The 14806-nt window shown below is 52.1% G+C and carries 10 protein-coding genes; 9 read left to right on the forward strand and 1 reads right to left on the reverse strand.

The genetic code is table 11. From position 1 onward, the window contains the following. Window positions 1–9 precede the first annotated feature (9 nt). The 5 genes from PRIO_RS01925 to PRIO_RS01945 are packed head-to-tail and all read left to right on the forward strand — an operon-like array spanning window position 10 to window position 4295. Window positions 10–1182 (forward strand): extracellular solute-binding protein, encoded by a 1173-nt coding sequence (locus PRIO_RS01925; RefSeq protein WP_020433475.1) that lies wholly within the window; start codon window positions 10–12, stop codon window positions 1180–1182. Beyond that, window positions 1179–2024, forward strand: coding sequence for an ABC transporter permease (locus tag PRIO_RS01930; RefSeq protein ID WP_020433476.1), 846 nt, complete (start codon window positions 1179–1181; stop codon window positions 2022–2024). The genes PRIO_RS01925 and PRIO_RS01930 overlap by 4 nt, the downstream gene beginning before the upstream one ends. Then, window positions 2021–2494, forward strand: coding sequence for a hypothetical protein (locus tag PRIO_RS01935; RefSeq protein WP_020433477.1), 474 nt, complete (start codon window positions 2021–2023; stop codon window positions 2492–2494). Before PRIO_RS01930 ends, PRIO_RS01935 begins: the two co-directional genes overlap by 4 nt. Then, window positions 2491–3483 (forward strand): CehA/McbA family metallohydrolase, encoded by a 993-nt coding sequence (locus PRIO_RS01940; RefSeq protein WP_020433478.1) that lies wholly within the window; start codon window positions 2491–2493, stop codon window positions 3481–3483. The genes PRIO_RS01935 and PRIO_RS01940 overlap by 4 nt, the downstream gene beginning before the upstream one ends. Window positions 3484–3521: 38 nt before the next feature. Next, on the forward strand, window positions 3522–4295 hold the full coding sequence (locus tag PRIO_RS01945; RefSeq protein ID WP_020433479.1) for a glycerophosphodiester phosphodiesterase: 774 nt from the start codon (window positions 3522–3524) through the stop codon (window positions 4293–4295). Between the two features lie 92 nt (window positions 4296–4387). Here the strand turns inward: PRIO_RS01945 and PRIO_RS01950 are convergent, their stop codons facing one another. Beyond that, window positions 4388–4813: a VOC family protein gene (locus tag PRIO_RS01950; RefSeq protein ID WP_020433480.1), complete on the reverse strand. Its 426-nt coding sequence runs from the start codon at window positions 4811–4813 to the stop codon at window positions 4388–4390. A gap of 113 nt (window positions 4814–4926) precedes the next feature. Between PRIO_RS01950 and PRIO_RS01955 the strand changes: the two genes are divergently transcribed. From PRIO_RS01955 to PRIO_RS01970, 4 genes are all read left to right on the forward strand, one after another. Beyond that, window positions 4927–5952, forward strand: a complete 1026-nt coding sequence (locus PRIO_RS01955; protein WP_020433481.1) for a helix-turn-helix transcriptional regulator — start codon at window positions 4927–4929, stop codon at window positions 5950–5952. A 161-nt stretch (window positions 5953–6113) separates the two neighbouring features. Then, a complete protein-coding gene (locus tag PRIO_RS01960; protein WP_046500991.1) occupies window positions 6114–7946 on the forward strand; it encodes a sensor histidine kinase in 1833 nt (610 codons plus the stop codon). Next, complete coding sequence (locus PRIO_RS01965; RefSeq protein ID WP_020433483.1) at window positions 7943–9517, forward strand: response regulator; 1575 nt, start codon at window positions 7943–7945, stop codon at window positions 9515–9517. Before PRIO_RS01960 ends, PRIO_RS01965 begins: the two co-directional genes overlap by 4 nt. Window positions 9518–9710: 193 nt before the next feature. Beyond that, complete coding sequence (locus PRIO_RS01970; protein WP_020433484.1) at window positions 9711–14789, forward strand: LamG-like jellyroll fold domain-containing protein; 5079 nt, start codon at window positions 9711–9713, stop codon at window positions 14787–14789. Window positions 14790–14806 lie beyond the last annotated feature (17 nt).

Consider the following 14806-nt stretch of genomic DNA (forward strand, 5'->3'; position numbering starts at 1 on the left):
CATTTGTGTATGTTGAATAAGAAAAAGGCTCTATCCCTGACGGCAGGTCTGGTTCTGGCGGGTGCTGTGCTGGCTGGCTGCGGCTCTGATAAAAAGGCCGAATCCGCTGCGGACGGGGGCGGAAATTCCACTTCAGCTCCAGCCGCTTCATCGACAGAATTCACTTTTTATTATACTGGTTCGCAAAATGTGGATGATTTATGGAAAACGCTGATTCCGATGTTTGAAGCGAAGAACCCGGATATTAAGGTTAACCCGGTCTACGTTGCTTCCGGTACAGCTGCTCAGCCTACCTATGATAAAATCATGGCTGCCAAGCAGGCGGGCAAGGGCTCGGGCGGTGTTGATCTCTATGAAAGTTCAATTGATGACGTTACTAAAGGCAAAAATGATGATCTGTGGGATTCGCTCAGCACCGGTTCGATTGCTAACTTGAATAACGTTGACCAGCAAACCATGAAAGACGTATCCAACCTGGCCGTTCCTTACCGTTCGTCTGCGGTAGTTCTCGCTTATAACAGCGATAAAGTTACTGCGCCTCCGCAAACACTGGACGAGCTTTACGACTGGATTCGTGCCAATCCGGAGAAGTTCGCCTACAATGATCCGTCTACCGGCGGTTCAGGCAGCTCGTTTGTGATTACGTCCATCTACAAATTTTTGCCGGAAGAGGCCATCCACAACTCCGATCCAAGCATTGAGAGCCAGTGGACGCAAGGCTTTGATCTGCTGAAGGATCTTGGTAAATATGTATACGGAAAAGGAATTTATCCGAAGAAAAACCAGGGAACCCTCGACCTGCTCGCCAGCGGCGAAGTTGACATGATTCCAGCCTGGTCGGATATGGTTCTGGATCAGATCGCCAAGGGGCAGCTGCCGGCTTCCACCAAAATGCAGCAGGTGACGCCAGGCTTTAATGGCGGCCCTACTTATCTGATGGTGCCTAAGCTTTCTGACAAGAAAGACGCGGTGTACAAATTCCTCGATTTCACGCTATCGCCTGAAGCGCAGGCAGAGGTTGTGAATAAAATGCAGGGCTTCCCGGGCATTAAGCTGTCCAATATGCCGCAAGACATCCAGGACTCCTTCAAAGGCGTGTCCGAAGGCTACCGGACATTCAGCCTTGGGGATCTGGGCAAGGATATCAATCAAAGATGGCAAAGTGAAGTTGCTGCCCAATGAGCAGACAAGCAAAAAGGGGGCTGCTGGGGATTTCCCTGGTGCTCCCTTCCTTTCTAATTCTGGTGTTTATCGTCGTCCTGCCTATTATAGGCTCTTTGAAGGAAAGCCTCACGAATGATGGGGGCGGCTACGACCTGTCCAATTATAAATTTTTGTTTACGGACAAGCTGATGCGCTCCAACATCATCTTTACTCTTGAGATCACCGTGATTTCTTCCCTGCTTGTACTGGCTATCAGTTATGTTCTTGCGGTCTATATGCGTTTCAATAACGGCTTTGCTGTGCGCTGGATCCGCCGGATGTACATGATTCCGATCTTTATTCCTACCGTGATTGCTACTTACGGCCTGATGCAGCTGCTCGGCAATCATGGCTGGGCGGCGCGGATTTTGTATCATCTGGGGCAGGACAGCTTTCCACGGATTATTTACGACATGAAGGGAATCATTATTGCAAATTTATGGTTCAATATTCCGTTTACTACGATGCTGCTGGGCTCCGCGTTATCGTCCGTGCCGGATTCCGTTATTGAAAGCGCCAAGGATGTAGGCGCAGGACGGCTCCGGATTTTCTGGAGATTAATTCTTCCATTGACCTATAAGACACTGCTGGTGGCGGTCACCTTCGTGTTTATGGGTGTGATCGGTTCCTTTACAGCGCCTTATCTGGTGGGTCCCAATGCTCCGCAAATGCTCGGCGTGTCTATGGAGCAGGTCTTCGGTGTTTTCCAGGACCGTCAGCTTGCTGCAGCCTTGGCCTTCTTCACCTTCCTGTTATGCTCGTTTATCGGATACTTCTATGTGCTTTCCATGATTAAAGAGGAAGGGGTGCGGCGGTCATGAAGACGGCAATCTTGGATGCCCAGGGTAGAGTGACACCTGCAAGCTCGAAATCGCATATTATCCACCGCTTCTTTCTGACTTCGGCGGGAGGGCGGCTAGGGATCGATTTTAGGTACGGCCCCAAGCAGCTGGAGGATTTGGAGAAAGCGCGGGCTTTGATCGAGCACAGTATTGATCTCTATTTTGAAGAAGAAACCATAGCACAGGCCAAAGCGCACTTTAAATCGTATTTGCCGCTTAACAATCTGATTACGGTCTCGGTTGACAGCCCCAATGGGCATCTTGGTGCTGCGCACCGGCATGATCCGGAGCAGGTTCTGCATGTATCCAGATATGAAGCCTCTCCAGGTCTTGTCTGCGGGGATATCGTGGCGGGAATGTGGGAGGTTACCTTAAGCCTGCATGCCATCGTAACTGACTACTGTGAATATTCGCTGCAAATCTGGCAGGAAGAGGAGGCGGCAAAATGACATGGATAGCCTGTGAGCTTCATACGCATACGTTCCACAGTGATGGCAGGCAGTCTTTGGACGAGCTGGCTTTGGGGGCCAAAGCGCTTGGGTTTGACTGTATTGCCCTGACCGACCACAATACGATGGCAGGATTGGCGCACAAGGAACAGATTGAACGTGAAACCGGACTGTTGATTATCCCGGGTATGGAATGGACCACTTTCTTCGGTCACATGGTTACAATCGGGATCGAGGATTACCAGGATTGGCGGAAGGTGGGGCCGGGAGATATCCATGCCGGACTGGCCCGGGTTCATGAGCAGGGCGGCCTTGCCGGCATGGCTCATCCTTTCCGTCCGGGCAGTCCGATGTGTACAGGCTGTTTCTGGGAGTTTGAAATCCGCGACTGGAACGAGATCGATTATATCGAGGTCTGGTCCACGACCTTTGCCCCGGTGAAGAAAAACAACATCCGTGCATACCGGCTGTGGACGGACAAATTGAACGAAGGTTTCCGGCTTGCCGCTACTTCGGGAAGGGACTGGCATTTCCAGGAGCGGACGGATGCCCCCTTATCCGTGACCTACTTGCGGATTCAAGAGGGGGAAGCGCCTTTTACTGAACGGGCGATAGCAGCTTTGTCTTCCGGCCGGGCTTCCGTCACCTTGGGACCCAGGCTTGATCTGCAAGTGAATGTGAACGGGGAAGTGTATCAAATCGGTGATGCAGTAAGTAGCTCCGACGAAAGAGAACGGCTGGCGTCTGTTAAAGTTCTGGCGGATTTCACCTCCCGCCATGAGCATTGGCATTTGCCGGAGCAGTCATATACGGTCAGTCTGAAGAGCAATTTAGGCGTATTGTCCGAGCAGGCCGCGATGCCGGAGCAGTTTCCGCTTCATGCTGAAATCTCCGTTCAAGGCTTGCTGTGGATGCGCGCCGAGCTGTGGGGTGTTATTCAGGGTGTGAGAACGCTGATTGCGTTTACGAATGCCATATATTTCGATTGAATAAAGAATTTATCCAACAAGAAGGCGAGGGATCGGAGATGGAGGCAGAAGAAAGGAAACCCTTCCCGTTCATAACAGCCCATACCGGCTGCATGGAGACGCTGGACAATACCCTGGACGCTGTGCGGATGGGGATTGAGCTTGGAGCGGATATCGTTGAGGACGATGTGCGGGTGACGAAAGACGGAATTGCCGTAATGGCTCATGATGATATCTGGACCACGGCAGCGGGGCGGAGCATCAGCATCTCAGAGACGAATTTTACCGAGCTGAAAAATGTGGAGGTCGCAGTAGATTATGCCGGCAAGCAGGGCAGCATGACCTTCAGCACGCTGGAAGAGATGCTGCGGCTAATCAAGCCGACCGGAACCATCGCCAATCTCGATCTGAAAGTGGATGAAGCCGTGGACGCTGCCGCAGAACTGGTCCATAGCTTAGACATGCTGGAACAGGTCTTTCTGTCAGGCTGCGAAAAGGAGCGTGCCCTGTTGGCACAGCGCAGACAGCCTCAGCTCAGAAAGCTGCTTAATGCAGACATCCGGCTCTTCAGAACCTTGCCTTATGAGTTTGCGGTGGAACAGACCTGCCGGGAGGCACTGGAGGCTTCCTGTTTTGGAATCAACATTTATCATGAAGTTGTGACTCCCTGGTTTATGGAGCGCGCCCGTGCTTCCGGGCTGCCCGTGTATGTCTGGACCGTGAACGAAACGCAGCTTATGGAGCATTACGCCGATCTTGGCGTTGCCTCCATTACGGCCCGGAATGTGCAGGCATTGGCGGACTTGAAGCAGGCGAGAGCCAATGAAGCATGACCTTATTGACCTCGATCTAAACTAACCTGCAAACAGGAGAAAAGGCTTGAGCAGCGGAATCTGCATCAAGCCCAAAACCTCACTTTGAGTACTTATCTTCCCCGCTTCGTGAACACTTGAAAGGCTACCCCGAACTTGTCGGTGACCATGCCGTAAGCGGGGCTGAAGTATGTGGGACCCAGCTCGATCTCGACGTGGCCGCCTTTTTGTAAAGAGTGGTACAGCTGCTCAGCCTCTGCGGTATTGTCAGCCGTGATGCAGATGTTGATGCCGTTGCCCGGATGCAGCACCAGTCCCTCCTCCAGATCAGCCACAAAAAAATCTGTTTCCCCCACACGCAGCACAGAATGGGCAATGCGTGCCTTGGCTTCCTCTGACATCGGTGCATCGGGATTCTGCGGCCCTTCTCCGGCGGTTTGCTTGAAGAGCAGCTTAGCCCCCAGCACCTCCTGATAAAATTCAATCGCCTGCTGTGCATGGCCGTCGAGCAGTATAAAAGGGTTCAGCTGTAATGTCATATTCCAATCTCTCCCTGCTGTTGAATTTGCCCGCTAGAGCTGGGCTATAAGTTCATTGTAGGGTATAATAGTGACAAGTATTGTCACAAATAAAAAATTATTGGAGCTATGCTATGTCAAAATCCAAACGGCTGCTGGATCTGATGATGACCGTCAACCGCAAGCGAAAATTCACTGTAAAAGAGCTGGCAGGGGAGTTCGGCGTGTCCCCGCGGACCATCCTCAGGGATTTGCAGGAGCTTGGGGAGCTGGGGGTTCCGCTATATTCCGAAGTGGGGCCGCATGGCGGCTACCAGGTGTTGAACGAAAGAATCCTCCCGCCGATTGCGTTTACGGAGGAGGAAGCGGTGGCGATCTTTTTTGCCAGCCATGCCCTGCGCCACTACAAGTACCTGCCCTTCAAGGAAGAGTCTGTAGCCGCATTGCAGAAGTTTTATCATTATATGTCCGGGGATGTCCGCGACCGTATTGACGAGATGAAACACAGGATTGATTTCGTGACCCCCGCCAGACAGGCGGAGTTTCCATATCTCGCTATTCTGCTGGAAGCCGCCACAGGACAGAAGGTGCTGCAGATTGATTATGAAACGAAAGGCAAACGTATGGACCGGGCCATCCAGCCGATCGGTATTTATGCCAGCAATGGGCTGTGGTATTGCCCGGCCTATTGTTTCCTGCGGGGCGGCATCCGCGTGTTCCGCTGTGACCGGATTCATACCGCTGATTATGCGGTGTCCGGGCCTGCGCCGCTGGATTTGCGGCATGTGCTTCTAGGCAATAAGGAGTCATGCAGCAATCTGGAACAGGCAGGGAACACGGGTCTGCAACAAGAACCCGGACTGGAGATAAGTAAGCAGCGGGAACGGGCGACCAGCAAGAAGAATGAGCGGACGAGGCTTTACATTGGGCTGACAGATGAAGGTGTTCAGGCTTGTGAGGCTGAGCTGTGGTCGTCATCCTTGCTGCATATCCGTGAAGACGGCACCGGCTGGCTGGAAGGAGATATCCCGCACAAAGACCTGCCATTCTTCGCACGGTTCGTAATTGGCCTCTGCAATGAGGCTGCGGTGAAGGAGCCGCAGGAGCTGGTCCGGGCGGTGAAGGAGCTGCTTGCCGGGATGCTGGCGAAATATAAGTAGGATGGTGCCGGGTACCTCCTCATATTCTCTTTGTTCAGAATCTGTAACTTCAATCATTATTCTTTTCCGTTTACAAACTCTTAACCCGCTATTCGCATTGTCTTAATTGTAGGTTACTACAATTAAGGGTACTACATGCGATAGACTGGGAGAGCTGCAACTTGAACTGGAAGAAAAAACTCAACTCGGTGTTTTCCGGCTGGAAGCTGCTGCTGTTTGTATTGATATCGCTGCTAAGCCTGTGCCTCGTTGCCCTTCAAGGCTACCTGCTCAGCAAGCAGTCGACGCAAACGATCGAAACGCAAGTAAATCAAATGATTAGCGATAATATGGATTCGCTGTCGGTGAACATCACGAATGATCTTAGCTATATGGACGATTTTGCCCGCACCTTGTCCAATAATGCTGATTTGATCAACACCTTCAAGCTGGACCCGGCGGAACGAAAGGTAATGACGGAGGAGTGGATGAAAGCTTTCTCCGAGTATTACCGGCTGCGGCTGCCGCTGAATATTCAGGTGCTGCTTAATCCGGACGAGCTATATGCCTACCCCTCCTTGAATGTCTGGGAGGAGCATGAGATAAGAACAATCGTCTCTTCTTTTCCGTGGTTCGACCAACGGGTGTCGCTTGACAACGACTACCTTCATTGGAATGTCACTGCCGACTTTCACACTAACTCCTCGTCCGGCGCCTCTTCCAACGCCCTCTATGTCAGTAAAAATATCATCCGCGACAACCGTTCGTTAGGCCTGCTTGTTATCGAAATGAACGGGTCATTGATCGAGCGGCTGCTGAACCGTGCGCAAATTCATGCGCAGAACGCTGTATTCATCGTTTCGGGAGAGGGTCAACTGCTGTTCCGCAACGAAAATATGCTGAAACCGCTGCAGGAAGACGCCGAATTGTTCAGTACAGCCACGCAGATTCTGAAGCGGGGCGATGATCACGGCACGCAGAATATTTCGTGGGCAGGCTCCCCGTATTACCTTATTTACAAGCAAATTTCATCGACGCCATGGACGATGTTCTCACTTATTCCGATGTATTCGTTCCATTCTGACAGCATGAATATTTGGCATACGACGGCGATTACGACCGCCATTTCGGTCGTGCTGATTGCCGCCTTCTTCTGCGTCCTGTATTTGAAGGTGACGCTGCCGATCGCGCAGCTGTCCCGGATCGTAAGAAAGGCGGGCCAAGGGCAGACGCCCGAGACGTATGCTTACAAGGGATTCAAGGAAATCGAAACGTTGAACCGCGGCATTTTCCGCTTTTTCGAGCAGATTCAGGAGCAGTTCCAAACGATCAAGCGTGGTGAAAACGAGAAGCGGAAGCTTGAGCTGCATCGGCTGCAGGAGCAGATGCGGCCGCATTTTTGGCATAATTCGTTGAACTCGCTGCGGTTTTTGGCTGTGCTGAACGGTGACAATCAGATGGCTGAGGCGATCCTTTCTTTAACCCGGATGCTTGACTATACACTAAGGAATACCGATGTGCTGTACAGCACACTGGAGGAGGAGAAGGATTATGCGATGAGCTTCGTACGGTTTCAGGAGATCCGGTCGATGCAGCAAATCCGGGTGAATCTGGAGCTGGACGAGCGGGCGATGCAGGCGCAAATTCCGAAGTTTACCCTGCAGCTCATTTTGGAAAATTCAATCATGCATGGCTTTGCTGCTCCTTTTGACAAAGAGCCATGGATCCGGGTCGTTGCAGAAACGGAAGACGAGCTTCTAATCCTTCGCATAACGGATAACGGCAACGGCATGGATCAAGCGACGCTGCAGCGGCTGTTCCAACCAGAGCGCAAGCAGCACAGGGCACGCCGGTCCTCGGGGCTAAGTCTCATCAATCTGCAGCAGAGGTTCCGATTGGAGTATGGCAGTGGCTTCGGCATTCGCGTCGCAAGCGAGCACGGTCAATTTACGGAAGTGACAATGACACTGCCTTTGATGACGACAGACAACGAGCAAGAAAGGGGCCCGATATGAAGGTGATGATTGTTGAAGACGAAATCCTGGTGCGGCTTGGTTTAAGAAAATCGATTCCTTGGTCGTCACTCGGGCTGGAGTTGGTGTGCGAGGCCAAAGACGGAGCGGAAGCCTGCGACATGTTCACACGGCATCTTCCCGACATCGTGCTTGTCGACATCGAGCTTCCCAAGATGGATGGGCTGAAATTTATCCGTTTTGCCAAGACGCATGGGAGCGGGACGCATTTTATCGTATTGACCTGCCATCAGGATATGAAATATATGCGCGAAGCAATTAAACTCCAGGTGACTGATTTTATCTTAAAATCGACATTGGACATGAAAGAACTATGCGATATTTTGCAAAATATAACGTTGGAGCGGTTGCGTGATACATCTGTGGATAAGGCCGGACTGCAGGATGCCGCCGCCGCTATGCCCGCCGAGGATTTTTACCGCAGCTGGCTGAACGGATCGCTGCGCGATTCCGGGCAAATTCGGCAGCAGCTTGCGCAAATGAATGTGAACCGGCCGGTTGGACGGTTTATAGCCTGCGTCATGCAGCTCGATGTCCGCCCGCCCGCCGATCATAAGCTTTCCGATGCAGACATTCGCAGCATGGGACAGCAGATCGGGCAGCTGCTCATGCAGCAGCATGGAGAACACGTTCTGGGCAGCGTGGAAGAAATGCATATGCAGCGGTGGCATTTTATTGTGTCCGACCGATTGGCGGTCTCGGAGATGATCCAGTGGATGGATACGGTAAAAGAAAACGCCGGCATCGCATTTTCCGTCGGCTGGAGCGCTTCATTCGTCCATCCGCACGAGTGGCGGGCTTATGACCGCAAAGCGGTTGAGCTGCTCCAGCATCAATATTATGACGCGGAAGGACGTCTCTACACCGGGGAAGGCCAGCTTGGCGAAACGCTGTCCGAGCTGGTGCATAAAGCGAAAAAACAAATATACGACATGATCGGTTCACTGCGCTTTGCCGAAACAAGGCTTATGTTGGCCGATCTGCTGAAGGAACTGCAGCGCTCCCCCCGTTTGCATCCCCATATTGTTAAAAATATGTTTACGGAATTTTTGTTCCGCATTTGGTCTGCGTGCGAAGAACTGGCGGCTGGAAACCCGATCGCCAACCATCAGCTGGTCGATCAAATATACGCGACCCAGAAGCTCGATCAGACTGTCTCCCTGCTGCTGGCCGATATGCAAAGAGCCGAGCGCCAGCTGGAAATGACCAACTCGGTCAACGATAAAACGAAAATAGTCGTGCTTGTTAAACAATATATTAAAAATCATTTGCAGCAGGAAATTTCCCTGCAAGAAATTGCCGACACCTTCCACATCAACAGATCCTATCTGAGCCGGTTGTTTCGCGAGGTCAGCCAAATGAGCTTCACCGAATTCGTTTTATACGAAAAAACCGAGCTTGCAATCGTCATGATGCAGAGCGGCAAAAGCTTAACGGAAATATCCGAGAAGCTCGGGTATTTGAATTTGAGCTCATTCACGCGCATGTTTAAAAAGGTGCGGGGCGCATCGCCGTCCCTGTTCGTCAACTACGAGCCACGCGCCACAAAATGATAAATGAAAGGCGGCAATCGGATAATCCGGCCGCTTTTTTTTACATTTCGTTGATGAAGTGCTGCTGCTGCAATCCGGCAAACATCATATAAAGAGATAAACGATCGGTCACTTCCTGTCATGTCCCCCTTGCCCCATCCCTCTTATAATCTGAACTGTACAAGTTGAACAACATAAACGAGGAGGAGTTAAAATGAACGCCGGCAAGATTGCCACGCGGACTATGAAAGTATGGATTACTGCTATCGTCGTTTTTGTCATGATCAGTCCCGATATGCACGCATTTGCCGCTGGGCCCCGCCCGGAAGAGGCCTTCCTGTTGGACGCTACAAAGGCTGAGGGGAAAACTAAGCCTCCTGTTCTTGCTTTTCCTGTCATGAGCGATACGCATATTGGCATTGAAGATGTTTCCGTGGATGCAGCCGCCAAATTTAAAGAAGCTTTAGCGGTTTATAACAAGCTCATCAAATATGATGCCGTAGTGGTTAACGGCGACTTGGTGGATAGCGGGAAGGTAGAACAGTACGACACGGCCATGAGCATTTTGAATAAAAATAAAATAAAAGGGGCCAAGCCGGTCATCGTTCCCGGCAACCATGAATACTACGCAAGCGAAGAGTTTGGCGGCGATAAGTATAAAGCGGCGGAACGGTTCTATGACAAGACCGGTATGAAAGCGAAAGGAAACGATGTGGAAGCCGTCAACCCGCAGACAGAAAATGCCGGCGTTTACTACGACACTTGGGTCAAGGGGTACCATTTTATTGTGATGGATCATGACCGCAGCGCCATGTCCGACGCCAAATACCAGTGGCTTGAGAAGAAGATCAGCACGGATCAGAAAGGGAAGAAGGCCGACCCTGCAAAACCGGTATTTGTGTTTACTCATTATCCGTACCGGGATACGACCTACGGCAGCGAAAGTGCAGGTTGGAAAAATCCGGCCGAGTATGCCAAATTTAAAACGGTCATGGCCAAGCATCCGAATGCCATGGTGTTTACCGGGCACACGCACTATACGCTGGAGCACCCCAATACGATCAACGCGGACGACGGATTCATACGCGTAAATGACGGCGCAACCGCGTTCGTACAGGGGCACGGTTACAGCAACGACGACGATATTTATTTGGACAAAAAATTATCGCAAGGCTTGCTGGTTAAGGTGTATAACGACAAAGTTGTCATCGAAAGAAGAGAACTTGACCAGAACGGAGCCGTTATCGGAGAGCCATACAATATTAATTTGAAAAATCCCGTGAGTTCGGCAAAACAATATTCGACCGATATCCGCAATCCCGAATTCAAGACGGGGGCGAAGCTGACGGTATCTTCCGTCAACGCGGTATCTGCCATACTGGCATGGCCAAAGGCCGTGGACGACACGCGCGTCGATCATTATGAAATAACCGCGAATGATAAGCTGATCGGAGCACCGCTCGTTATATCGCCATTTGCCGAGGCTCAGACCCATTCTTTTGCGGCAAAAGGGTTATTGCCCGATACGGAATATGCCGTATCCATCAAAGCTGTCGACGCGTCCGGAAAATCGTCGCAGACGATAACCGCAGCCTTCAGAACTTCGGCTGCACCGGCAGGTTACGACCCGCAGCAAGCGGATGTTCTGGACATGGACTTCAAGAACGCAGCGGGCAATGTTGTGAAAGACCGTTCCATCAACCAAAACAATGCCGTGCTTGAGAATAACGCCAAGCTGATGGAGGATTCCAAGTTTGGCAAGCAAGTGCTTGTCCTTGACGGAGCAGGCAGCCGGGGAATCCCGAGTTCTGTCGCACGGGTGAAGTACAACAGCAGTATGTTCAAGCAGGATGCGTTTACGATTGAGACCGCCTTTTATATTTCGCCTGACAGCGATTTGTCTAAGGACGAGTACCACATTATCGGCAACTACGAGAATGGCGGAATGTATCTCTATTACTCTGCTAAAGACAAGAAGTTTGTGTTTGACACCCAAAATTCGCACGATCCGGCCGAGTCGGGTGAAATCGCGGACGTGAAGGGAAAAGTGTTTTACCTCACCGCCGTATATGACGGAGATGCGGCACACGGGTATGCCAATGGTTCCATTCAGCTCTACGTGAACGGAGTTTTGGCCGGCAGCAACAAAACCGGGGGGCCGCTCCCGATCAACGAAACGAACGACTTGATTATCGGCGGCGATGTCGAAGCCTACGGCGATGTGATCCATCTGTTTGAAGGTGCGATCGACCATATGAAGATTTATTCCCGTCCGCTTAGCTCCGGGGAAGTTGCGGCGAACTATAACGCTGCTAGCGGAGCGGTCAAGATCGTAGGCGGACATGATATCGTGCTGTTCAAAGATGAAATCGCCTGGCTGGATGTCAAGGCGCCGGAAGATGCCGAGGCGGATTGGAGCATACCAGCGAATGGCGTCATTAAGGAAGATGACGACAACGGCAACAGACGCGCAATTAAAGCAATGGCTCCCGGCGTCGAAACTGTTCGCGTAACGTCCGGGAACGGAAGCGATGCAGCCAGGGTGATCGTAGCCAATTATAATGTCAAACTGACGCTGAACGCCGGCATCCATAATACGGCAGACCTTGCCTCCATCATGGCGCCGGGTAAATCGGCAACGAATTGGAGCTCGCTGTCGCCAGAAGTGGCGACCGTTGACGACCGCGGCATGGTGACCGCCAGAGTGATTGGCAATACGGTCATATCCGCTATGGTAGACGGCCAGACAGTAAGGACCAGGGTGATCGTGGACCCCGATCCGGCTCAGTTCGAACCTCTGGACCCGATCGATATTTCGCACAGGCCAACAACGGCGCAAAAGGTCAGTCTGGCAGGCATTACACCTGCGGCCGCGGGCCAAGTGCTGCAAAAGGAAGTCAGCAAGTACGCGAAAACAGATCCCGCACTGCCGCAGGAAGTGAAGGACTATATTAACGGCGTCATTCCGGCGCCTACAGAGAAGTCGATTCCGGTATTGAACGGGAAACTTCCCGGTGAAATCCTGCCCGTTGATGCTGCAGATGTCAAATTCAGCGTCACGGACGTGACCTATGCGGCGAATGACAAACTCAGTGTTACGGATGCCACCTATACCGTATGGATTGCCACAAGCAAGGGTGTTGTCCGCATTAACCAGAACGAGGCATACTCGCGCGACGTCGTGCAAATGTTCGCAACACACCGTTATTTGCCTGATGATGATGTCCAGTTTATCTCATCCGACGGGAACAACGGCATTTGGGCCGTAACGGGCAGCGGCGTATCCCATATCGCAATGATCCCGCTGGGCTATGAAGAAAAAGCGCAGATCATGAGCGATAATCTGGAAGCCAATAACCTGCGACGCGGTCCTGGCGGTCAAATCGCCCTCCCGTTCTTGTCCGAAGGCAGCGGCTCGCCAGGAAACCGCCGCGGGTATGAAACGGATAACGACGGGTTATGGACAGCCGATGCCATCGCCGGCGAATTATTCCGTACCGCAGTGGAGGAAGCCCGGAATCCAGACAGCGAGCAGGCCAAACAGGCACGCGCGCGGGCGACAAGATCCGTCGAAGCCGATCTGTTGCTCATGTACGTCACGGGACGCGCAGGGCAAATCGAGTCCAAAATCCGGATGCTGCCATACAGCACAATGGATGTCGGTTCGATGAGCTACTCCTATTTGCGGGCAGGAGGGAACCGGGATAACCCTGCCGATTATGTGTATGCAGGACCGGCGGAGACCGAGAAACGAACGATTCAGGGCTTTATCAGCCGGACGATGGGCATCGACAAGGAAGGCTTCGACAAGCATAACAGCTGGGACGGCATTTTCTATAAAAAAGGCTTGACGGTTGACGGCAACAGCTATTCTTACAATACGACGGATTCGTTGACAGACCCGACAAATACGGGGAATAGTGATGTTAGAAAGAAAGGCTGGGGCGAATTTGCCGGTTCGGTCGTCAATTCCGCGAACGGTATTCCCGAAAGACTTGCCAAGCTCTTTACCGATCTGGGTGCAACCGAGCAGGACTTGTACTACAAGGGCGATACCAGCGCCGACGAAATTCTTGGACATATGTATTTGTACAAAATTGCTTACGATACACTGGGCACCGGACCGAACGCTGATCACGAGCTGGGACGGCTGATTGCCAATGCGGCGGGAGAGTTCGCACGGCATATTATCAACAACGGCTACACGATCACCGATATTACCGGGCAGCCGACCGTTCACGGAAAGTACACAGCCTACACGTTCGGCCGCACCGAAGACGCCGGCGAGGACACCGCACTACGGGCGGCAGAGCTGATGACCATCTTCAAGACGGCTGCCTATATCACGGGCAACGACATGTTCCTGAACGAGTATCGCAAGGTGGCCAGGGACTATGTGTATCCGTCCGTATTTGAAAATGCGGATGCTTATAACGATGTAGTGGGCGGTACTAAAGGGGAAGGACCGCTTGCGGGCGTCAAAGAGCTTGCAGACGTTGTAATGCCGCCGCAGAGCGGGACTGCCAAAGGATACATGAACCGGTTGAACCAGCGCTGGGCGAGCTATTATTACGCCAGTAGAAGAGACGGCGACCCGTCTCCGTTCACCTGGTACAACTATTCGGACGAGCGGCAGGCGATGTTCACTTTCTACAATCTGATCACCATTCCGGAAAAGCCGGAAGACGGAGATATTGCGTTCATGATTCGCAAAGGACTCGACAACTGGTACAACTCCAACATGCAGTACGAGGACGAACCGCTGTGGGATTATATTTACCAGCTTGCTTATCCTGAGAAGAAAGTGATCGATGTGGACAAAGCGGCATGGGTGCTGAAACGGACGCCGATCGACCGGACGGATTATTACGTCAATCTTACCGGCCGCACTGATATTTCGTGGTTTGTAACAAAAGCGATCACCAATGCCGACGACGGTTATAACGACAGAACTTCGGACGGAGGTCTCATCACCAGTGCAGGTGTTCCTGCGGCCAACGGGATCGTATACGACCCTGCGACAGGGCAATACATCAAGCAGCCTGTTAAGGAAGGCGACCTGTTTGTTGCCAGAACAAGAAGACAGGAAGGCAGACATGTGCAAACGGCTGTGAAGGATGATCCGACCAGGAAGGTTGCGGTTTCGCCTGACGAACGTCCGTTAACGCGCCCCGGCGACAGCATGTTCGCACTTGACGACGGGGGCAATGAACAGGTGTGGGATTACGGGAACGCGTTCAACGCTCCGTATTGGATGGCACGATACTATGGCATGATTACCGGGGATCGTTAAATGATCCAGGGTGATCG

The organism is Paenibacillus riograndensis SBR5 (assembly GCF_000981585.1).
Lineage (GTDB): Bacteria > Bacillota > Bacilli > Paenibacillales > Paenibacillaceae > Paenibacillus_AQ > Paenibacillus_AQ riograndensis.

Coding starts and splice junctions, on each gene's coding strand:
- PRIO_RS01940 (WP_020433478.1), top strand. CDS start 2,491: ATGACATGGATAGCCTGTGAGCTTCATACGCATACGTTCCACAGTGAT.
- PRIO_RS01925 (WP_020433475.1), top strand. CDS start 10: ATGTTGAATAAGAAAAAGGCTCTATCCCTGACGGCAGGTCTGGTTCTG.
- PRIO_RS01970 (WP_020433484.1), top strand. CDS start 9,711: ATGAACGCCGGCAAGATTGCCACGCGGACTATGAAAGTATGGATTACT.
- PRIO_RS01955 (WP_020433481.1), top strand. CDS start 4,927: ATGTCAAAATCCAAACGGCTGCTGGATCTGATGATGACCGTCAACCGC.
- PRIO_RS01930 (WP_020433476.1), top strand. CDS start 1,179: ATGAGCAGACAAGCAAAAAGGGGGCTGCTGGGGATTTCCCTGGTGCTC.
- PRIO_RS01965 (WP_020433483.1), top strand. CDS start 7,943: ATGAAGGTGATGATTGTTGAAGACGAAATCCTGGTGCGGCTTGGTTTA.
- PRIO_RS01945 (WP_020433479.1), top strand. CDS start 3,522: ATGGAGGCAGAAGAAAGGAAACCCTTCCCGTTCATAACAGCCCATACC.
- PRIO_RS01950 (WP_020433480.1), bottom strand. CDS start 4,813: ATGACATTACAGCTGAACCCTTTTATACTGCTCGACGGCCATGCACAG.
- PRIO_RS01935 (WP_020433477.1), top strand. CDS start 2,021: ATGAAGACGGCAATCTTGGATGCCCAGGGTAGAGTGACACCTGCAAGC.